This window comes from Lysinibacillus sp. G1-3 (assembly GCF_056322905.1).
This window is the reverse complement of the sequence record NZ_JBWHYQ010000014.1, coordinates 18,249-39,451: the sequence shown is the minus strand read 5'-3', so window position 1 is coordinate 39,451 and position 21,203 is coordinate 18,249. Positions and strand designations below refer to the sequence as shown.

Below are 21,203 nucleotides of genomic sequence, written 5' to 3'. Positions count from 1 at the left end.
AAGGAACGTCAAAACTTTCGAATTGCCTTATACAAAAAATAATCAAAACTATCGAAGAATCTTTTGGGTATTTGATTATTTTGGATTTAGATTGTCGACTCACTCCGTGGGGTGGAACCATTGATTTTAGCCTTACGACTCTTTAATCCCATTCACATAATAGTTTTTCAACAACAAGAAAAAGGTATCCAATATTGGATACCTTTTATGTAATACAAAATTAATTTTCAGGTGTGCGGATAACAAGTACGTCACATTTAGCTGAGCGTACAATCGCTTCAGATACTGAACCGATTAGGAAGCGTTCTACTGCATTTAGACCAGTTGCACCACAGATGATTAAGTCTGCGTCTACAATTTTAGAAAGCTCTTTTGTAATGATATTTTTTGGTGAGCCATATTCAATTACAAGGTTAATATTTGTTAAGCCTTCTTCTTCAGCTTGTTTTTTGTAACCATTTAGTAGCTCTTCAGAGAATGCTTGAGCACGCTCTGCAATCGAACGGTCATATGCTTCAATAGCAGCAAAAGAACGTGTATCAATAACATTTACTAAATTTAATACAGCACCATCGTTACGTTTTGCTACGTCAATTGATTTACGGAAAGCGTACTCAGCTTCCTTCGAACCGTCTACTGCAACTACAATGCTTTTATATTTATTAGCCATTTGTATTACCTCCCTGATTTGTATATGTTGATTATACCAAATGATTTTCTAAAGGAAATACTTTCCGGAAGAAAAAATGTGAAAAAATGAAGGCGTTTACAGTTGTTCTGTTTATCATCATAACATAGGGGATTCACATTCCTCTAAGGCGCTGTGAACTCCAAGGAGCTGTACAACCTTCACTCCTATCAACTAATAAAAGGTATATATTTTAATAAATGTCATACTGGAAGAAAGATAAGTGTTGGAAAATCACCACCTTATAGTTTGAAAATTTAATATTATAAAAATATTATTAATTTTTTCTATTGTTATTTTAATTAAAGCATTTTTTGTTTATGTTTGGTAATATGGAAATGCAAGGGGTGCATCAATACATCGAAGAGTATGTAACAAAATGTGCTTATTTTTTAGGTAATGGAAGGGGATAGGGAAGATGAAGATTGGTATTCCAAAAGAGATTAAAAACAATGAAAATCGCGTAGCCATGACACCAGCAGGGGTTGTTACATTAACAAATTCAGGTCATGAAGTGTACATTGAAACTGGAGCAGGTTTAGGCTCAAGCTTTACAGATGCAGACTACGTTGCTGCAGGCGCTCAAATTGTGGATACGGCAAAAGAAGCATGGGCGCAAGAAATGATAATGAAAGTAAAAGAACCTGTAGCGTCAGAATACGATTACTTCTATGAAGGTCAAATCTTATTTACTTATTTACATTTAGCGCCAGAGCTTGAATTAACGCAGGCACTTTTAAATAAAAAAGTTGTAGGTATTGCTTATGAAACAGTGCAATTAACAAATGGTTCTTTACCGCTTTTAACACCAATGAGTGAAGTTGCTGGTAAAATGGCAACGCAAATTGGTGCTCAATTCTTAGAAAAAAACCATGAAGGTAAAGGTATTTTACTAGGCGGCGTATCAGGTGTGCCACGTGGTAAAGTTACAGTGATCGGTGGCGGTATAGCTGGAACAAACGCGGCGAAAATAGCTGTCGGAATGGGTGCTGATGTAACGGTAATTGATTTAAGCCCAGAGCGTTTACGTCAATTAGAAGATTTATTTGGCCGTGATGTACAAACATTGATGTCCAATCCATATAATATTGCAGAATCAGTGAAAAACTCAGATTTAGTAGTTGGAGCCGTTTTAATTCCTGGAGCGAAAGCACCAAAGCTAGTTTCTGAGGAAATGATTCAGTCAATGCAACCAGGCTCAGTAGTAGTCGATATTGCTATTGACCAAGGCGGTATTTTTGAGACATCTGATCGAGTGACGACACATGATAATCCAACTTATGTAAAACATGGAGTTGTGCATTATGCAGTAGCAAATATGCCAGGAGCTGTACCACGTACATCAACAATTGCTTTAACAAATAATACAATTCCTTATGCACTTCAAATTGCTAATAAGGGTTATAGACAAGCATGTGTTGAAAACGCAGCATTAAAATTGGGTGTTAATACTATTGATGGACATCTTGTTTACAAGGCTGTTGCAGATTCTCAAGGTTTGCCATATGTAAATGTTGATGAATTAATCCAATAAGTAAAATAACAAAAGGAAGCACCGTGTTTATGGTTGCTTCCTTTTTCTTGAATAAACTTACAGTACAATCAAGTCTTTCGGGAATTTTGTAAGTATTTCTACCCCGTCTTTTGTTACTACAACATCATCTTCAATACGGACACCTGTCACATCAGACTTATAGATGCCTGGCTCAATTGTGAAGACCATGCCTTCTTCCATAGTCATTTCATTTGCACCTGTAACAGATGGGAATTCATGTACAGAAATGCCGAGCCCATGACCAAGTCGGTGTGTGAAGTATTCGCCATAGCCTGCTTCAGTAATAGTATCACGAGCAATTTTATCTAAATCCATTGCGCGAACACCTGGCTTCACGGCTGCAATAGCATTTGTGTTAGCAGCTAGTACTGTGTTGTATACTTCCTTTTGTGCTTCACTAGGTTCACCAAAGGCAACTGTACGTGTAATGTCAGAACAATAACCATCGTAAATTACGCCAAGGTCGAATAAGATCATATCGCCTTTTTCTATTTTTCGAGCACCTGGTTTACCATGTGGAGAGGCTGTTTTTGGACCACTCAACACCATTGTCTCAAAGGACATCTTGCAGCCTTTCTCCTGAATAGCACTTTCTATTGCTGTTAAGATTTCCATTTCTGTTTTACCTTCAGCAATTTCTTTACAGCCGATTTCGATAGCATAGTCAGCTAGTGCAGCGGCTTTACGTAATTTTTCTAATTCATTTTCCTCTTTAATTACGCGCATAGCATTGATTTTTTCATCAAGGCGGACGAAACTTGCCTGTGGAAATGATTGTTGTAGGGCTTCTAAACGCTCTACAATAAGTTGACCTTTTTCAATAGCAAACTTTTGTGGATTAACATTACGAGCTTTTATCGCTTGTGCAAGAACTTCCATTGAATTTTCAGTATCTTGGTGGCCGATGACTTCATAAGACCAACCCGCATCCTTCGCATCTGGGATCTCCATTTTTGGACAAATTAAAAAAGGTTCTGCCTCTTTAAAAATCATCACACCTAGCAATCTCTCATGTGGATCACTTTTAAAGCCTGAAACGTAAAAAACATTGTCTGGTGTCGTTACGAAAGCGGCATCAATTTGGTTTTGTTGTAAATAACTTTGAATTTCTTTAACCTTTGACATAAACAGTTCCTCCTCTTGTTGCACTGAAAAATTTCCATGTGCTTGGCTAAACTAATAGCCTAACCGGGATGAGGCTTCGACTTTTGAGCGATTTATAACTCTAATTCGATGCTTCATTTTTGTACGAATGAATAATTGTCTCCCTACAAGTTATACTTTGTTGGGAAAGAATCTATTATTCTCTGTACAAGCATATCAAAAAAAGGGAAAAATCGCATGGATAGCGAATAAAAATGGTGTAGAACAATATGTACCGCAGGGAGGAAACGTAAATGGAAATTAGTTATCATGGACATTCTGTTGTCAAAATTCAATCAAATGGGAAAACAATCTTGATAGATCCATTCATTAACGGGAATGGGCAAACAGATTTAAAGGTTGCTGAGGAAGCACCGGATATAATCTTACTTACACATGGCCATAATGATCATGTTGGTGATACAGTGGAGCTTGCAAAGAAAAAAGATGCACTTGTCATTGCGCCAAATGAGTTAGCCAATTGGATTTCTTGGCAAGGAGTGAAAGTGCACCCGATGCATATAGGGGGAGCCAAGGAATTTGATTTTGGTAAAGTGAAGTTTACGCAAGCTTTCCACGGCTCGTCATATGTAACTGAAAATAACGAAATTATTTATATGGGAATGCCTGCTGGAATTTTACTGTTTATCGAAGGATTAACAATTTATCATGCAGGGGATACAGCTTTGTTTAGTGATATGAAACTAATAGGAGAACGCCATCCTATTGACATTGCATTTTTACCAATTGGTGATAATTTTACGATGGGTCCAGAAGACGCAGCTTGTGCAGTGTCATTTTTGAAGCCGAAAATTGTCGTACCAGTTCATTACAATACATTCCCTCCAATCGAGCAGGATCCACAAATTTTTGCAGATTTAGTGCAAAATGCAGAGGTTCAAATTTTAAAAGCGGGTGAAAAAGTAAACTGTTCCTAATCAGTGGCACCGCTGTACTATATGAGTTGGCACCGCGTGCGTAGTTGAAACGGTGGGAAAAGTATAACAAATTCATCACTTTATATTAAATATTTTTATAAAAAATATGGTACACTAAGAGCAGAATTGATGATTGAGAAATAGGTGATATTTTGTCTACAAAACATGAGAGAATTTTACAATACATCGAATCATTACCCGTTGGTGATAAAATTTCAGTACGTCAAATTGCAAAGGAAATGCAGGTGAGTGAAGGAACGGCATACCGTGCTATTAAAGAAGCGGAAAATCGTCGTTTAGTAAGCTCTATTGAACGTGTTGGAACAATTCGTATTGAGAAGAAAAAGAAAGAAAATATTGAGCGATTAACCTTCGCAGAAATCGTAAATATTGTAGATGGCCAAGTTTTAGGTGGAAAAACAGGTCTACATAAAACGTTAACGAAATTTGTTATTGGTGCCATGCAATTAGAAGATATGATGCGTTATACAGATGCAGGAAGCTTGCTTATCGTTGGTAACCGTTTTAAAGCACATGAAAATGCACTTCGAGCTGGTGCAGCTGTTTTAATCACAGGGGGCTTTGATACAACTGAGGAAAACAAATTACTTGCAGATTCTTTGGACTTACCGATCATTTCAACAAGCTATGATACCTTTACTGTGGCAACAATGATTAACCGCGCAATTTATGACCAATTAATTAAAAAAGATATTTTATTTATTGAAGATATTTTTGTGCCGATGACTGATACTTCTGTTCTTCGAAATGATGAAACAATTCAACATTTCCACAAGCTAAATGAACGAACAACTCATGGTGCATTTCCTGTTGTGACAGCAAACAATAAGCTTGTTGGGATGATTACAGTAAAAGACGTTATCGGTCGCGAAGAAAACGAGTTTATTGAAAAGGTTATGACGAAAAATCCGATTGCTGGATCGATGAAAATGAGTGTTGCTTCTGCAGGACATCGTATGATTTGGGAAGGGATTGACCTGTTACCAATTGTCGATGATGATAATATTTTGCAAGGTGTAATTAGTCGACAAGATGTATTAAAGGCGCTTCAGCTTGCTCAAAGACAACCACAGCATGGTGAAACGATTGATGATTTAGTGAAAAATGAGATGAAGGTGCTTGGCGATGAAGAATTAATCGTAGAATTTAAAGTAACTCCTCAAATGACAAACCAATACGGGGCAATTTCTTATGGAGCATTTACAACTTTGTTAGCGGAAGTTGGTTCATTCTCATTAAAGCGTCGTAAACGTGGGGATGCAGTTGCCGAAAACATGACGATTTATTTCATCAAGCCTGTGCAAATGGAAAGCACACTTACTGTAAAGCCTCGAATATTAGACATGAGTCGTAAGTTTGTGAAAATGGACTTCGAAGTGTTTAATCAACAAATGCTTGTTGGGAAGGCAATGATGATGTTCCAACTACTGGAGCGTTAAGAAAACAGAAAAAGGGATGGTCTAGGATAAATGCTAGACCATCCCTTTCACTTCTTTCTGCTGGTGTCCATCACCTGCCGAAATAGTGGAACTCAGTCTAAGAACGCCACGTCCTGTGGCATTACCGAAATGACCAACATCGTGTCGGACTTCACGCAGGCCTGAGCACAAAGCCGATTCCAGACAAAATTATGCCGAGGTATAATTGATTATTGGTTAATACGGTACTCTTCTTCAACAAATTGACCGTAGTGACGAACCTTTTTAGTATTTTCGACAATAACAAAGATGCCTAAAACGACAAGAATTGCTACAATAATAAATGTAAATAACCCTGGGAATAAATATGCTTGGTTAAAACCAAACAAAAGAATAAATGCACCGAAACTTACATTGGCTTTACTCTTATACCAATTTTTGGCAATTGGTAATGTAGAACGAAACTGTTTTGTTTTAAAATAAAAATAAAACACAAATGATATGATTATTGTAAACACAAATATTAAATTGAGCATAGTAAACCTCCTAGCATAACTAGTCATTATTGTAACGATTATTGAAGAAAAATGCTAACGGTTATTACTATCAAGTTGGGGGAAATAAATTTGAAAAGACAAATCATCGACACAATTGCTTCATATGAAACAATCATTATTCATCGCCATGTACGACCAGATCCAGACGCTTATGGATCTCAGCAAGGCTTAAAAGAGCTTATTTTAGCAAATTATCCGGAAAAGAAAGTTTTTGCTGTAGGTGAGCATGATGAATCATTATCATTTTTAGCAAATCCCGATGACATTACAGATGAAAAATACGATAATGCCTTAGTTATTGTGACAGATACGGCAAATACAGAACGTGTGGACGATCAACGCTATATAAAAGGTAAAATGATTATTAAAATAGACCATCATCCTAATGACGATGCGTATGGTGATTTATTATGGGTAGATACGAATGCGAGTTCTTGTAGTGAAATGATTTATGAGCTTTTTGAGGAAGGAAAACAAGTAGCCGACTGGATTCTACCAGATGCCTCCGCAAGATTATTATTTGCTGGTATTGTAGGAGATACAGGACGTTTCCAATTCCCTAGCACGACCGCAAAAACGTTTAAAATTGCAGGGGAGCTTATTGCATATGATTTTGATCGAAATCAAATTTTCGATGGAATGTATGAAATGGAGCAAAAGCTATTAAATTTACAGGGCTATATTTATCAAAATTTCAAAATGGATGAGTACGGAGCAGCACATATCAAGCTGACAAAGGAATTGTTAGCAGAATTCAATGTTGTACCGTCAGAGGCGTCCCTGTTAGTTGGCTGTCTTGGAAGTGTGAAAGGTATTTGTGCATGGGTGGTCTTCATTGAAGAGGTCGATCAAATTCGTGTGCGTTTACGCTCAAAAGGCCCTATTATTAACACTTTGGCGAAGGAATTTAATGGTGGTGGACATCCGCTCGCTTCAGGAGCTACAGCCTATTCATGGGAAGAAGCAGAGCGTGTTATAACGAGATTACAGGAAATTTGTAAATCATATCAATAAACATGAAAATTGAGCTCAATCGCTAAATGTTGTGGATGACATTTGTTAAATGTATGCCATATATAAGTTAGTTGATCTTCGTTACGACTGGGCGACTCCTTGGGGATCAGCGATATTGAGGAACGAAGGCTAAAACCATCACATCCTGTGATAACGCCTTCGTGACCAACATCATGCTGTCGCTGCGCTTTCGCACAAACAAAACCATAACCCTCTGCTGTCGCTACGTTAGCACTACGCTTTCGCGCAAAAAACATCTGTTGTCCCAAGCGGCTCATTGGACGCCCCTAGGAAGCTCTGCTCTGTGCGAAAGCGAAGCGTCAGCAACAAAGCGCCAGCCGGAACAGAAATCAACCACTCATTATGAACATACGATATTTGGTAATTATTTATAGAGTGTGCTTCTGCCATAATAATAAAGCTTTGAAATTAACATTTTTAAATACCTAGAAAGGAAGGGATTCATTTGACACATGTATATACGAAAATGCATACGAGTGCGGATTTATTGCAAAGTACGATTCGGCTTGAACAATTGATCCCTTTTTTACAAGAGCAAAATACTCAGGCCTGTGCAATCGTCAATTCAAAATTGTACGGGCTTTTGCCTTTTTGTAAAGCATTGCAGCAAGCGAATATTCATGCTGTATTAGGGCTCTCGATAAACGTACAGTGGCAAGATAGAAAAGTTCCACTTGTGCTGTATGCTCAGACGCAAGAAGGCTACCAGCATCTTTTAAAGATTAGTAGTGCAGTTTCGATAAGAGAGGATAATATGCTTCCGTGGAAATGGCTTGAAGGATATGCGGCGGGCTGTGTGGCATTACTTTCTTCGGATGATTTAGTAGAAACTGAGGATTGGACAGAAGTAGCAAGTGCTTTAAACAAGGTATTTGGCAATCATTTATTTATGGGGATCGCAAGACCAGCAGGAATGAAAGCCGAAAAAGAAGAAACGTTTGTGACGTGGTGTGAAACTATGAATATAACGCTAGTTGCCTCTCACAGCTGTTATTTTTTACGACCAGAAGATCATTTCGCCTTTGAGGTTGCAAGAGCGATAGATTCAGGTGAAAAGCTTACAGACGCAATGCGATCAGCTCATTTACAAGGATATTTCGCTCCGACAGAAGAGGAATGGCGAAGCTGGTTTGCTGATCATCCAGAATGGCTTGCATCTAGTGCAACGATGCTAGCGAGCTGTACGGCGGAAATTCCTGAAATGCACGTACAAATGCCTAAGTTTCCTGTTCCTACAGGTGAAACAGCCGAAAGCTTGCTTGTAAAAGAGACTTTTGTAGGATTGGCAGAACGATTAAAGCAAGAAGAGATTCCTAAAGTTTATCAGGAGCGACTTCAATACGAGCTTGAGATTATTTGTTCAATGGGCTTTGCAGATTATTTTTTAATTGTTGCAGACTTTATGCACTTTGCTAAAGAAAATCGTATTTTAACAGGCCCTGGTCGTGGTTCATCAGCAAGTTCTCTTGTAGCTTATAGCTTATCTATTACGCAAGTAGATCCATTAGTTTACGGCTTATTATTCGAACGATTTTTAAACCCGGAACGTGTTACACTGCCTGATATCGATATCGACTTTGTCGACAGTAAAAGACAAAAAGTAATCCATTATGTCGCTCAGAAATATGGCAAGGCAAATGTGGCGCAAATTATTACGTTTGGCACTTTATCTGCAAAGGCAGTAGCTAGAGATGTGGCGCGTGTTTTTGGTTTTGACGCTGAAACGTTAGAGAAAATCTCGAAAATGATTCCAAATAAACCAGGAATAACATTGCAAAAAGCAGTGGCCGAATCACAAGGCTTACAAGGCTGGTTAGCTGAGGATGAAAAACATCGTCGCTGGTTAGAGGTGGCGTTAAAACTTGAAGGCGTGCCAAGAAATTCTTCCACTCATGCGGCAGGAATTGTGCTGTCACCTTCACCATTAGTTAATACGATACCGATTGAAGAAGGGCATGATGGAATTTATTGTACGCAATGGCCAATGGGAGATGTAGAAGCTTGTGGACTTGTCAAAATGGATTTTTTAGGGTTGCGCAACCTAACAATTTTAGAGCAAGTGCGTTGGTCAATTTATAAAGCTGGTGGTCCTTGGATAGAGTTTGAGCTTATACCGATGCAAGATGAAAAAACATTTCAACTTCTTCAAATGGGAGATACATTAGGGATTTTCCAATTAGAATCGGAAGGTATGAAGCAAGCTTTACGTGATATTCAACCAACCCATTTTTTAGATATAGTAGCAGTCAATGCGTTGTATCGCCCTGGTCCAATGGATTTTATTCCGATGTATGCTAGACGGAAAGCGGGAAGGGAATCGGTTACTATGCCTCATCCGGCATTAGAGCCCATTTTACGAGAGACATTTGGTGTCATAGTTTATCAAGAACAAATCAGTGTGACACGTTCTGCATAAGGATACGTAATATCCGAAAAGCAGCATGCCTCTCATGTGAGGTAGAGAACTTATAATCTGAGGTTTGGAATGAAGGAGTAACGCCCGGAAACAAACCCTTTAATACTCCAACATGTGAATAAGGTTTAGGAGCCTTATTGATATGAAGCTTGGGGAAGTCGGCAGAAGTTAGCCTAAGTCTCGAAACAATTAAAGTAAGGTTGGTACAAAAAGGCTAGAGCCTACCTGTTTGAAAAGATTGGAATAAAGATATGGAAAAATGATATGCCGGAAGTCTATAAAATACCCATGGTGAGAATGTTTATATAACTGACGAACTTCTGAATGTAAGTGTCTAGAGTTCTAAGTAGTCGAAAGGCTATTCCCATATAAAGGTGGGGCTAGTGAGGTAAAGTAAGAGTTGATTTTATGAAATACCTTATGATGTTATAGGCATCATCCAGCTAGCAGGCATAAAGGAAGCACCTAAAGGTATATGTACAGATAGGATTATAGGAACGTGGTAAGCTTGGAACGTTGAGGAAGCCTAATTCCAATGAAGCGTTAATAAGGAAAGTCTCATTTGATATAACTTATATTTTATCCAAGTGAAAGTAGTGCCACAGTACCAATGAAACCATGATAATAAATGGTGGAGGGATAGGCACAAGTCATATCAATTAAAAGGAAAAGTTATAACAGGATATTCAAAGGTTCGAGTATGTCTAAAAGAGGTAATCCACTTCTGCAAAGGAGGGAGCCGACTTTGACAATGCAAAGCAATAAGACTTTGAAAAATGATTCACTTCGTTACAACGAATACTATGATGTGCAAAATTTGTATGATGAATTATACAGCCACGCAAAAAGCGGAGGTAAATTCTCCAATTTGATGGATAAAATTTTGCACAAGGAAAATATTCTTGTAGCTTACAGAAAGATTAAAACTAATAATGGCAGTCTCACAGCGGGACATAACAAACACACAATAAATGATTTGGAAAAACTAACACCTGATGAGTTAGTGTTGCAAGTCAGAAAAAGATTAGCCAACTATCATCCACACAAAGTTGAACGAGTAATGATACCTAAAGCAAATGGAAAACTAAGACCTTTAGGCATTCCAACAATTGAAGATAGATTAGTACAACAATGTATTAGACAAGTTCTAGAACCGATATGTGAAGCGAAGTTTTATGACTATTCGTTTGGATTCCGACCTAATCGGAGTACGACACACGCTATGGCAAGATGTTATCACCTAATGCAACGCAATAACCTACACTTCGTTGTAGATATTGATATTAAAGGCTTTTTTGATAACGTCAACCATGGAAAGTTAATGAAACAATTATGGCACCTTGGGATTAGAGATAAGACATTATTAAAGCTAATATCTAAGATGTTAAAAGCTGAAATTATCGGGGAAGGAATTCCAACTAAAGGAACACCTCAAGGAGGGATATTATCTCCTCTCCTATCAAACGTTGTACTAAACGAATTAGATTGGTGGATTCACTCACAATGGAATGGGATGAAAACGCGACACAAATACAGTGAAGGTATTAGTGTGAATCGTGCGCTCAAATCAACCAAATTAAAAGAAATGCATATTGTCCGATATGCAGATGATTTTAAAATATTTTGTCGAACACTTAAAGAAGCAAAAAACATTAAAATCGCTGTTACTCAATGGCTTCAAGAACGTTTACATCTTGAAGTGAGTGAAGAGAAGTCTAAAATCGTTAATTTAAAGAAAAAGTATTCCGACTTCCTAGGATTTAAAATGAAAGTTGTTCGCAAAGGGATTAAATGGAGCGCACACAAAGCAAGTTGTAAAGATAAATTTACAGTTAGGTCACATATGAACCAAAAAGCATTTGACCAAACTGTAAACAAAATCAAAACCGCTGTCAAACAAATTCAACATGGTAAACCCAACGAATTGCCGAAAAATATCGGTATTTACAACGCAACAATCGCTGGGCTCCATAATTATTACGATACAGCCACACACATTAGTAAAGACTTTCATAAAGTGGATTACCTTACAATAAAAATTAGGAAAAATCGTTTCAAGGATTTAAAAACAAAAACGGGTACAATAAGTAAATTCATTGAAGAGAAATATGGCGATAGCAAAGGGATTCATTATCTTTGTAAAATGGCAATAATTCCATTAGCAAAGATTTCACATAAAGCCCCAATGCAATTCACCCAAGAAATTTCTAGTTATAGTGAAAGTGGCAGACAACTTATACACAAAAAGTTGAATTCCAATATTGAATTTAAAATTACACTATTAATGAGAAATCCAGTCATGGGTGAAACCGTTGAATATAACGATAATCGTCTCTCTCGTTTCTCAGCCCAAAAAGGTAAATGTGCAGTAACGAAAATGGAATTAGAGGTTAAAATGAAGTGCATTGTCATCACCAAATACCTAGACACCTAGGTGGGGATGACAAATATAGTAACTTGATAATCGTTCATGAAAAAGTACACCAATTAATACACGTGGTGAAAAACGAAGTGATTGAACGATTAGTTACAAAGTTAAATCTCAACGATGACATGATTAAGAAAGTAAACACATTACGCCGAAAATGTAAATTAGAAACGATTTAATAAATTTTAAAGTCTAAAGAAAAGCATTGGAAATTCTGTTAGATAATAAATTCAATTTTGATATGATGGAACGCCGTATGAGGTGAAAGTCTCATGTACGGTGTGGAGTGGGGGAAAAGCTGGAGATAATATCAAAGGCTTACCTATCACTATTGCAAATTGCCTCGGTGATGGCTGGATTTACGATGGGACAAGCGGATTTATTGCGTCGAGCGGTAAGTAAGAAAAATCGTCAAGTATTAGAAGAGCAACGTACCGCATTTGTAGATGGAGCAATGAAGCAAGGCTTTGACGTTCATGTGGCAGAAGAAGTGTATGCATTAATTGTACGCTTTGCAGACTACGGTTTCCCTAAAAGCCATGCTGTCGCATATAGCGTTATTTCCTACCAAATGGCCTATTTAAAGGCACATTTCCCGCAAAGTTTTTATTCTGCGTTATTATCAAACGCAACAGGAAATGTGGAAAAAATTCTGCAACTTGAGAATGAAGCAAAAGAGAAAGGAATTTCGTTTTACCCGCCATCATTAAAACAAAGTACAAAATTCTTTACTGTTGAGAAGGATGGAATTCGCTACAGCTTATCCGGAATAAAGGGTGTTCCCTATACATTTATAGAAAAAGTATACGCCTTACGCCAGGCGAAGCCAGAAGCATTGGATAATATTTTTGACATGGCAGTTGCATTAAGCGCACAGCATTTTAAACCAAAAGTAATGGAGTCTTTAATTTTTGCAGGGGCTCTCGATTATTTAGATAAAGATCGTGCGGTACTGATAGCGACATTGGAGGCAGCTTTGAAGCATGCAGAACTGCTAAGACCAACTGAGGATATTGATATTGAATCGACTACTACCTTTAGCTTTGGTAAGCCAAAGTATATGGAAGCGGAAGCGATGCCACAAAAGGAAAAATTGCTACACGAAAAGGAAAGTCTTGGATTTTATATATCAGCCCATCCGGTTACAGAGGAAAGAGCTTTTTGGAATGAAGTAAATAGTACGTGCAGAGAGTTAAAACAAGCGCGTGATGGAACGTATGTCAAAATGATTGGCATGATAGAAGAAGTAAAAAAAATACGCACAAAAAAAGGTGAGCAAATGGCCTTTGTTCAGCTTCAAGATGAGTTTGGAACAGTATCTGTAACCTTATTCCCTCAGGTTTTTCATCTTGTTCAAGAGCTGTTACTTGAAGATGAATTGCTTTACATTGAGGGGACACTTGAAAGACGCTTTGGTAAACCTCAAGTGAAAGTAAAACATGCGCAAGCGACGAAAAGAATATGAAATTGAAGAAAATATTAGAAACTGCATAAATTTTTTATGCAGTTTTTTCTTTACTTTTTAACAGTTATTTTGTAAGCTAGAGTCAATGTTCAAAAGTGGCCAGACCACTTTCGATGTGTTTATGTAGCTACAGAAACAATTAGGCCAAGGCGGAATTGATAAGAGGAGTTGATCGTATGGATAAAAAAACCGAACAAAAGAAAGTGTTTTTGGATATCGTCCAACAATTACGACAACTTATTAAAATGGAAGAAATACAGGCTGGAGAAAAACTACCTTCTGAACGAGTCCTTTCAGAGCGTCTAGGTGTCGGGCGATCCTCTGTGAGAGAGGCATTGCGAAGCTTAGAATTGTTAGGTCTTATTGAAACGAAACATGGGGGAGGTACGTTCCTAGCTTCCACACATAAGCATCAGCTCGTAGAAATACTGTCGATGTTTATATTAGAAGATGAAAAATCGAAAAAAGATGTCGAATTAACACGACAAATTCATGAAAAGGAAGCCATTCGCGTAATAAGTTGTACAGGGACTCTGCGAACACTACCGGTGTGGGACAGTTTTTTTGTAAAGCTAGAGATAGAGGATACGATTAATTGTCGAGATGTATTACGAGAAATAATCATCACGGCGGGAAATCGTCTTTCACTAAAAGTCTGGTTTCAGTTAGCAGCTTATGATGGTGACCGTTTAAATCGAAACTCAACAGAAGAAGAAAAATTAATCATTCAAACTATGTTGAAATCGATGCAGCTTGGCTATGAAAAAGAAGCATTAAAAGCTTACGAGCAGTGGATGAAGACTTTACGAAGTAATTAGACAACAAAGGGGGAGTCAAACATGGCAATTCGCAGCATATTTAGTAAAAAGAAAGAAGACGGACAAGAAAAGGGATTTCCGGAAGGACTTATGACAAAATGTCCAGAATGCCGTCACATTCAATTAACGAAAGAATTAGAAAAAAATAACAAAGTATGTACCAAATGTGACCATCATTTCAAAATGACTGCACAGGAGCGCGTAGCATGTTTTTTAGATGAAGGTTCATTTGTTTCAATGGACGATCATTTACAAACAAGTAATCCGCTTAATTTCCCAGCTTATGTTGAAAAAATTTCAGCGGACCAACAAAAAACGGGATTAAACGAAGCCGTACTGACAGGTGTGGGCACCCTTGATGGAGAAGAAATTGTTGTAGCAATTATGGATTCTCATTTCCGTATGGGTTCAATGGGTTCAGTCGTTGGAGAAAAAATCACAAGTGCCGTAGAAAAAGCTACGGAATTACGAGTGCCGTTTATTATCTTTACTGCAAGTGGTGGGGCGCGCATGCAAGAAGGCGTACTATCATTAATGCAAATGGCGAAAACGAGTGTGGCATTAAAACGTCATAGTGATCATGGACTATTGTTTATTTCAATACTAACTCATCCTACAACAGGTGGCGTTTCTGCAAGCTTTGCCTCTGTTGGAGATATTAATATTGCGGAGCCACAAGCATTGATTGGCTTTGCTGGTCGTCGAGTAATCGAAGAAACAGTAAGAGAAAAACTACCAAATGATTTCCAAACAGCAGAGTTTTTATTAGCACATGGGCAGCTTGATGCAATCTTCCATCGAAAAGATTTACGAAACCAAGTAGCGTTGCTTGTAAAAATGCATACAAAAGGAGGCGTGCAACATGTCTAAAAATTTAGCTTTTGAAGAACCAGTAGTACAATTACGTGAAAAAATTGATGAATTAAAAACGATTGCTACCGAGGCAGATGTAGATATGACAGGCGAAATTGAAAAGCTTGAAACACGTCTAACACAGCTAGAACAATCTATTTATGCAAATATGAAGCCATGGGATCGTGTACAGGTTGCTAGACATCCAGAACGACCAACAACTTTACAATATATAGAAGCTATGTGTGAAAACTTTATTGAGTTACATGGAGATCGTACGTTTGGTGATGATGCGGCTATTCTTGGAGGGATTGCTCTTTTTGAAGGTCAACCAGTAACAATTGTTGGACACCAACGAGGAAAATCAACGAAAGAAAACATTCGTCGGAATTTTGGTATGCCACACCCTGAAGGATATCGTAAGGCATTACGTTTAATGAAGCAGGCGGAGAAATTTAAACGACCAATTATTTGTTTTATTGATACGAAAGGTGCTTATCCCGGTAAGGCAGCGGAGGAACGTGGTCAAAGTGAAGCGATTGCCAGAAATCTCGTCGAAATGGCAGGCTTAACAGTACCAGTTATTTCAATCGTTATTGGGGAAGGCGGAAGCGGTGGTGCACTTGCATTAGGTGTGGCAAATCGTGTCTTTATGCTAGAAAACTCAACGTACTCTGTAATCTCGCCAGAAGGGGCAGCGTCGATTTTATGGCGTGATGGTAGCCTTGCAAAGCAAGCGGCAGAAGCAATGCGTATAACAGCACCTGACTTAAAAGAGCTTAACGTTATTGATGGAATTATCCCTGAAATAACAGGTGGAGCTCATCGCAATGTAGCAAAGCAAGCACTTTATCTAAAAGAATGTTTAAGCGACACACTAAAAACATTGAATTCTTTAAATGGCGAACAGTTAATTGAAGACCGTTATGAGAAATTCAGAAAGATTGGACAATATACAGAAGCTTAAATCCATTTTTAGGTTTTTGGACATATAAATTTGCTCGTAAAGAGTTAAAAATTGTTTCTTTAAAAAATAAATAACCTATTGATGGAAATTACCAAACACTTTATAAAATTGTTAAATTTAGGATGTTTTTGAATAGAAAGAGTGTGTGAAAGCGCATTCTTTTTATTTTTTATGTAAAAGTTATGTTTTTGTAGCCTCAGAACACTTACATAGTTTGTTTTTTCATGTTAATGTGAATAATAATAGTATCTGCAGGAGGTTCGACAATGAAAAAAATTGCCGTATTAACAAGTGGTGGAGATGCACCAGGAATGAATGCAGCTATTCGTGCGGTCGTTCGTAAGGCAGCATATCATGGAATTGATGTTGTCGGAATTAAGCACGGCTATGATGGCTTAATAAAAGGAAGTATGGAAAATCTTGATTTAGGTTCAGTAGGTGGTATTATTCAACGAGGTGGTACACATTTAAATTCAGCAAGATGTCCTGAATTTAAAGAAGCCGCTGTTCAGCAACGAGGTATAGACAATATGCGTGAAGCTGGCATTGAAGGACTAGTCGTGATTGGCGGAGACGGTTCATACCGTGGAGCTATGGATTTAGTGAAAAAAGGCTTTCCTGTTGTGGGCGTTCCAGGAACTATTGATAATGACGTACCAGGAACCGAGTATACGATAGGATTTGATACTGCGCTAAATACGGTCGTGGAATCCATTGATAAAATCCGTGATACAGCAACTTCTCATGAAAATTCCTTTATCGTTGAGGTAATGGGGCGAGATGCAGGAGACATTGCTTTATGGGCAGGTCTTGCAGCCGGTGCTGAAACAGTTTTAATTCCAGAAGAAGATTATAATTTGGATGATATTGTGGCACGCTTAGACCGTGGTGCAGCGCGTGGGAAAAAGCATAGCATTATTATTGTCGCTGAAGGCGTTATGTCAGGTAGTGAGTTGGCAAAGCTATTATATGAAAAAACAGGAAAAGAGACACGTGTTTCTGTTCTTGGACATATCCAACGCGGTGGTTCACCTACTGCGCGTGATCGTGTTCTAGCGAGTCAATTCGGTGCACATGCAGTTGAATTGCTAATGGAAGGAAAGTCTGGCAGGGCGGTAGGTATTCGTAATCATCAAGTGATTGACTATGATATGCCTGAGGCTTTCGAAAAAAATCATGAGGCAGATGTAAGCTTATATACTTTAATGAAAGAACTATCCATATAATTTGATATAAAAACGGAGTGGGCAGAAAATGAGAAAAACAAAAATCGTATGTACAATTGGTCCAGCAAGTGAGTCACCAGAAGTTTTAGAGAAACTAATTGAAGCAGGTATGAATGTAGCCCGCTTAAACTTTTCGCATGGTTCTCATGAAGAACACGAAGTACGCATTAATTTAATTCGCGAAGTAGCACAAAAATTAGGGAAACCAGTTGGAATTTTGCTGGACACAAAAGGTCCTGAAATTCGTACGCATAATATGAAAAACGGAGAATTGCATTTAGCAGCTGGGCAAGTTATTGATATTTCGATGACGGAAGTTGAAGGAACAGAAACTAGCTTCTCTGTAACGTACGAACGTTTAATCGAGGATGTTGAGCAAAACGCCATTATTTTATTAGATGATGGACTTATTCAACTACGTGTATTAGCAAAAGATATGGAAAAAGGTCTTATTCATACGATTGTTGAAAATGCAGGTGTTTTAAAAAATAAAAAGGGTGTTAACGTGCCGGGCGTTTCTGTACAACTTCCTGGAATTACAGAAAAAGATGCACAGGACATTTTATTCGGTATTAAGCAAGGTGTTGATTTTATTGCAGCCTCGTTCGTTCGTCGAGCAAAGGATGTACTTGAAATTCGAGAATTACTTGAACAAAATGGCGGTAACCACATTCAAATTATCCCGAAAATCGAGAATCAAGAGGGTGTCGATAATATCGATGAAATCATCTTAGTCTCAGATGGATTAATGGTAGCGCGTGGTGATCTTGGTGTAGAAATCCCGGCAGAAGAAGTACCGCTTGTACAAAAGAAATTAATTTTAAAATGTAATCAAGTAGGTAAACCAGTTATTACAGCTACACAAATGCTAGATTCGATGCAACGTAATCCACGTCCGACAAGAGCAGAGGCTAGTGACGTAGCAAACGCAATTATCGATGGTACAGATGCAATTATGCTTTCTGGTGAAACTGCAGCAGGACTATATCCAATAGAATCTGTACAAACAATGAATAAAATCGCACAGCGTACAGAAAATTCATTAGACTATAAGGCAATCGTCTCTACTCGTAGTCGTGAAAAAGAAGCAAATATGACGGAGGCAATTTCCCAGGCAGTAGCTTACACTTCGATTAACTTAGGTGTAAAGGCCGTACTTGCACCAACAGAAAGTGGTAATACAGCTAGAATGATTGCAAAATATCGCCCAGGTGTACAAATTGTCGCGGTAACGGGTTCTACCAATACAGCTCACGCATTAACACTAGTTTGGGGGGTATTCCCAGTTGTTTGCCAACGTGTTACGACAACAGATGAAATTTTAGAGCTAGCTGTTGATGAAAGCTTGAAACATGGCTTTGTAACGCATGGTGATGCAGTTGTTATTACAGCAGGTGTACCAGTAGGTGAAGCAGGTACTACTAACTTAATGAAGGTACACATCATCGGAGATTTATTAGCTCGTGGTCAAGGAATCGGTAAAGCTTCAGTAGTAGGTAAAACAGTTGTTGCTAAAAATGCAGCAGAGGCACTAGCTTATGATACAGACGGATGCATTATAGTAACGGTTGGTTCAGATCGTGACATGATGCCAGCACTTGAAAATTGTATCGGTCTGATTACGGAAGAGGGCGGGCTTACAAGTCATGCAGCAGTTGTAGGACTAAGCCTTGGCATCCCTGTTATCGTTGGAGTAAAAGAAGCTACTACACTGATTCGTCACGGTCAAGAAATTACAATGGATGCTGAAACGGGAGTTATTTACAAAGGGCATGCAAGTGTTCTTTAATTTCTTTCAGTGGTTGTCCCCGAAAGAAATTAAATCTCCGGTCGATTGTGAACGCAAAATGATGCCGAGACAAAATTGAATCTATAATAAAAAGCTCTAGTGCAACATAGTTGTACTGGAGCTTTTCTTATATTAAAGAAGAAAATAGCATTTTGTGAGCTAATTTTGCTTAGTTTTAACTATAAAAAGAGTAGCTTCGGCTTGTCTTTAAATAGTACCTTTGTTTTTTTATGAAACTTAATGGGCTATAATAACGTATATAAGGTATAGTGTTTTCAGCTAGAAAGGAGAAAAATATGAGAAAAATTTTTCTTGGTTTCATTGTCTATGCATTAGCCGAGTTGGCGTTATTAATAGTAGTTGGTCAAAATATTGGTATTTTAAATACATTACTGCTTATAGTCGCTACGAGCATTATAGGTATTTATGTAGTGAAAAATAAAGGTATGAATTCTGTGCAAAAGGTTAAAAATACGATAGCACGAGGAGAGGCTCCAGGGCCAGCACTAGTTAACACAGTTTTAAATTTCAGTGGTGGTGTACTTCTAGTATTACCAGGTTTTATAACAGATCTTGTTGGTTTATTATTGTTACTGCCTTTTTCTCGCAAAATGTTCCAACCAATCTTTTATTATTGGATGCGGAAAAAAATGAAAAAGGGTCAATTTATCATCGTTCAAAAATAGCATTTTCCTTTAGTTTAACAGCCAAAAATAAAAATACGGGGCTAAGTAAAATGCCGTAAAAACCAAATAATAAAATAGAGGCAGCACTGATGAAAAAGGTGTGGAAAGTCCGTAATTGTAATGTGTTTGACCAAAGCATGGAATCAGCTAGCTGCCTTGTTAATTGAACGAAGAGATATAAAAGTAAAATAGCTACACATAAAAAGGTATTGCCTTTTAAGTAAAAATAAATGCTCATGGGTACAAGAAATACGCCAATCCCAAAGAACGGAAGTACATCTGCAAATGCAACTATAAAAGCTTTGATGATGGCTTGTTCAAATTGAAGAATCATGAAGCCCGCACAAAGGATGAGTAGAGTAATTGTGAACAATTGAAACTCCACATACAAAAAGTAATGAAATAGCTGCATCATTTTAGAAAAATGCGACTGCCACTCATTGCGAAATTTTTTTGGCACATATTGAAAAAACCAATATCGGGATTTGCGAGTTTCCAATAGGGCAAAATAGTAAGCGACAAGGAATATAAATACTTCAATTACATGTTTCATTAATAGTTGGAAAATATTAGCCATGTATAAAAAGATTGAATCGAAAATTGAAAGCGATTTTTCCTTTAAAACTTGGATAAACATTGATTCATATTCGTTGAAAAGTGGGAAATTTTGTAGTGTATCTCGAATTTCAGGGAAGATAAGAATAATGCTGTTTATAGAAATGATAACGAGAAGGAAAATGCAAGTTAGAATAAGTGCTTCCACGATAATTGCTGCTAGCCAATAGGCAATCCTACAATAAGAATGAAGGAATTTTATGATAGGATACGTAGAAAAAGACAAAAAAATCGCGAGAGATACAGGTAATACGAACCATAATATTGTTAAGTAGAGTATAAAAAACAAAACACTTATAGTTCTTTCGTATGAAAAATATTTAATATTCCTCATTTTTACAAATTCACCCCGTTTCAATTGATAAATTAATGTCAAAATGCAAAAAAGAATCTCTTTCAGGCGTATATATAATCGCTCATGCACCTTTTTCTTTATTCGGAGGTTTTTCATTCACAAAGCTGTCAAAAATGATTATAATAGCAATTGTAAGCGATTTACTTAATGGTTCATATGAGCAAAAAACGTAAATGCGACCTAATAACTGCATTTACAACTAAAAAATATAAATATGAGGGAGCGATAATT

Annotated in this window: 18 protein-coding genes; 13 read left to right on the top strand and 5 right to left on the bottom strand. The window is 37.6% G+C overall.

Translation table 11 applies throughout. From position 1 onward, the window contains the following. Positions 1 to 220: 220 nt before the first annotated feature. Complete coding sequence (locus tag ACVYAD_RS15855; RefSeq protein WP_079561606.1) at positions 221 to 670, bottom strand: universal stress protein; 450 nt, start codon at positions 668 to 670, stop codon at positions 221 to 223. 436 nt (positions 671 to 1,106) lie between these two features. Between ACVYAD_RS15855 and ald the strand changes: the two genes are divergently transcribed. Further along, the gene (gene ald / locus ACVYAD_RS15850) at positions 1,107 to 2,222 is read left to right on the top strand and encodes an alanine dehydrogenase (RefSeq protein ID WP_349659201.1); all 1,116 of its coding nucleotides are present in this window, start codon (positions 1,107 to 1,109) and stop codon (positions 2,220 to 2,222) included. A 57-nt stretch (positions 2,223 to 2,279) separates the two neighbouring features. On the opposite strand, the gene ACVYAD_RS15845 is transcribed toward ald, so the two are convergent. Further along, entirely contained in the window at positions 2,280 to 3,368 is a 1,089-nt protein-coding gene (locus ACVYAD_RS15845) for a M24 family metallopeptidase (RefSeq protein WP_349659202.1), read from the bottom strand. 272 nt (positions 3,369 to 3,640) lie between these two features. Between ACVYAD_RS15845 and ACVYAD_RS15840 the strand changes: the two genes are divergently transcribed. Then, a complete protein-coding gene (locus tag ACVYAD_RS15840) occupies positions 3,641 to 4,324 on the top strand; it encodes a metal-dependent hydrolase (RefSeq protein WP_349659204.1) in 684 nt (227 codons plus the stop codon). A 152-nt stretch (positions 4,325 to 4,476) separates the two neighbouring features. Next, positions 4,477 to 5,784, top strand: a complete 1,308-nt coding sequence (locus tag ACVYAD_RS15835) for a DRTGG domain-containing protein (protein ID WP_079561602.1) — start codon at positions 4,477 to 4,479, stop codon at positions 5,782 to 5,784. A gap of 209 nt (positions 5,785 to 5,993) precedes the next feature. Here the strand turns inward: ACVYAD_RS15835 and ACVYAD_RS15830 are convergent, their stop codons facing one another. After that, the gene (locus ACVYAD_RS15830; RefSeq protein WP_349659205.1) at positions 5,994 to 6,299 is read right to left on the bottom strand and encodes a YtpI family protein; all 306 of its coding nucleotides are present in this window, start codon (positions 6,297 to 6,299) and stop codon (positions 5,994 to 5,996) included. 90 nt (positions 6,300 to 6,389) lie between these two features. On the opposite strand from ACVYAD_RS15830, the gene ACVYAD_RS15825 reads away from it, so the two are divergent. After that, complete coding sequence (locus ACVYAD_RS15825; protein ID WP_476427090.1) at positions 6,390 to 7,334, top strand: DHH family phosphoesterase; 945 nt, start codon at positions 6,390 to 6,392, stop codon at positions 7,332 to 7,334. On the opposite strand, the gene ACVYAD_RS15820 is transcribed toward ACVYAD_RS15825, so the two are convergent. After that, a complete protein-coding gene (locus ACVYAD_RS15820; RefSeq protein ID WP_476427089.1) occupies positions 7,328 to 7,612 on the bottom strand; it encodes a hypothetical protein in 285 nt (94 codons plus the stop codon). The two genes, ACVYAD_RS15825 and ACVYAD_RS15820, sit on opposite strands and share 7 nt — an antisense overlap. Positions 7,613 to 7,800: 188 nt before the next feature. Between ACVYAD_RS15820 and dnaE the strand changes: the two genes are divergently transcribed. From dnaE to ACVYAD_RS15775, 9 genes are all read left to right on the top strand, one after another. Further along, positions 7,801 to 9,771 (top strand): DNA polymerase III subunit alpha, encoded by a 1,971-nt coding sequence (gene dnaE, locus ACVYAD_RS15815; RefSeq protein ID WP_476427088.1) that lies wholly within the window; start codon positions 7,801 to 7,803, stop codon positions 9,769 to 9,771. Between the two features lie 751 nt (positions 9,772 to 10,522). Next, positions 10,523 to 12,205 (top strand): group II intron reverse transcriptase/maturase, encoded by a 1,683-nt coding sequence (ltrA, locus tag ACVYAD_RS15810; protein ID WP_476427160.1) that lies wholly within the window; start codon positions 10,523 to 10,525, stop codon positions 12,203 to 12,205. A 280-nt stretch (positions 12,206 to 12,485) separates the two neighbouring features. Then, positions 12,486 to 13,664, top strand: a complete 1,179-nt coding sequence (locus ACVYAD_RS15805) for a helix-hairpin-helix domain-containing protein (protein ID WP_476427087.1) — start codon at positions 12,486 to 12,488, stop codon at positions 13,662 to 13,664. Between the two features lie 176 nt (positions 13,665 to 13,840). Beyond that, positions 13,841 to 14,482, top strand: a complete 642-nt coding sequence (locus ACVYAD_RS15800; RefSeq protein ID WP_197144690.1) for a FadR/GntR family transcriptional regulator — start codon at positions 13,841 to 13,843, stop codon at positions 14,480 to 14,482. A gap of 21 nt (positions 14,483 to 14,503) precedes the next feature. Then, positions 14,504 to 15,352: an acetyl-CoA carboxylase, carboxyltransferase subunit beta gene (gene accD, locus ACVYAD_RS15795; RefSeq protein ID WP_349659210.1), complete on the top strand. Its 849-nt coding sequence runs from the start codon at positions 14,504 to 14,506 to the stop codon at positions 15,350 to 15,352. Next, a complete protein-coding gene (locus tag ACVYAD_RS15790; protein WP_349659211.1) occupies positions 15,345 to 16,301 on the top strand; it encodes an acetyl-CoA carboxylase carboxyltransferase subunit alpha in 957 nt (318 codons plus the stop codon). Before accD ends, ACVYAD_RS15790 begins: the two co-directional genes overlap by 8 nt. 266 nt (positions 16,302 to 16,567) lie before the next feature. Then, a complete protein-coding gene (gene pfkA, locus ACVYAD_RS15785; protein ID WP_349659212.1) occupies positions 16,568 to 17,527 on the top strand; it encodes a 6-phosphofructokinase in 960 nt (319 codons plus the stop codon). A gap of 28 nt (positions 17,528 to 17,555) precedes the next feature. Then, a complete protein-coding gene (gene pyk / locus ACVYAD_RS15780) occupies positions 17,556 to 19,316 on the top strand; it encodes a pyruvate kinase (protein WP_349659213.1) in 1,761 nt (586 codons plus the stop codon). Between the two features lie 296 nt (positions 19,317 to 19,612). Further along, positions 19,613 to 20,002, top strand: a complete 390-nt coding sequence (locus ACVYAD_RS15775; RefSeq protein ID WP_079561593.1) for an FxsA family protein — start codon at positions 19,613 to 19,615, stop codon at positions 20,000 to 20,002. Here the strand turns inward: ACVYAD_RS15775 and ACVYAD_RS15770 are convergent. Beyond that, complete coding sequence (locus tag ACVYAD_RS15770) at positions 19,986 to 20,951, bottom strand: AI-2E family transporter (RefSeq protein ID WP_476427086.1); 966 nt, start codon at positions 20,949 to 20,951, stop codon at positions 19,986 to 19,988. The genes ACVYAD_RS15775 and ACVYAD_RS15770 overlap by 17 nt on opposite strands. Positions 20,952 to 21,203 lie beyond the last annotated feature (252 nt).

Coding starts and splice junctions, on each gene's coding strand:
- accD (WP_349659210.1), top strand. CDS start 14,504: ATGGCAATTCGCAGCATATTTAGTAAAAAGAAAGAAGACGGACAAGAA.
- ACVYAD_RS15770 (WP_476427086.1), bottom strand. CDS start 20,951: ATGAGGAATATTAAATATTTTTCATACGAAAGAACTATAAGTGTTTTG.
- pfkA (WP_349659212.1), top strand. CDS start 16,568: ATGAAAAAAATTGCCGTATTAACAAGTGGTGGAGATGCACCAGGAATG.
- ACVYAD_RS15800 (WP_197144690.1), top strand. CDS start 13,841: ATGGATAAAAAAACCGAACAAAAGAAAGTGTTTTTGGATATCGTCCAA.
- ACVYAD_RS15790 (WP_349659211.1), top strand. CDS start 15,345: ATGTCTAAAAATTTAGCTTTTGAAGAACCAGTAGTACAATTACGTGAA.
- ACVYAD_RS15820 (WP_476427089.1), bottom strand. CDS start 7,612: ATGAGCCGCTTGGGACAACAGATGTTTTTTGCGCGAAAGCGTAGTGCT.
- ACVYAD_RS15840 (WP_349659204.1), top strand. CDS start 3,641: ATGGAAATTAGTTATCATGGACATTCTGTTGTCAAAATTCAATCAAAT.
- ald (WP_349659201.1), top strand. CDS start 1,107: ATGAAGATTGGTATTCCAAAAGAGATTAAAAACAATGAAAATCGCGTA.
- ACVYAD_RS15845 (WP_349659202.1), bottom strand. CDS start 3,368: ATGTCAAAGGTTAAAGAAATTCAAAGTTATTTACAACAAAACCAAATT.
- ltrA (WP_476427160.1), top strand. CDS start 10,523: ATGCAAAGCAATAAGACTTTGAAAAATGATTCACTTCGTTACAACGAA.
- ACVYAD_RS15855 (WP_079561606.1), bottom strand. CDS start 670: ATGGCTAATAAATATAAAAGCATTGTAGTTGCAGTAGACGGTTCGAAG.
- ACVYAD_RS15775 (WP_079561593.1), top strand. CDS start 19,613: ATGAGAAAAATTTTTCTTGGTTTCATTGTCTATGCATTAGCCGAGTTG.
- pyk (WP_349659213.1), top strand. CDS start 17,556: ATGAGAAAAACAAAAATCGTATGTACAATTGGTCCAGCAAGTGAGTCA.
- ACVYAD_RS15830 (WP_349659205.1), bottom strand. CDS start 6,299: ATGCTCAATTTAATATTTGTGTTTACAATAATCATATCATTTGTGTTT.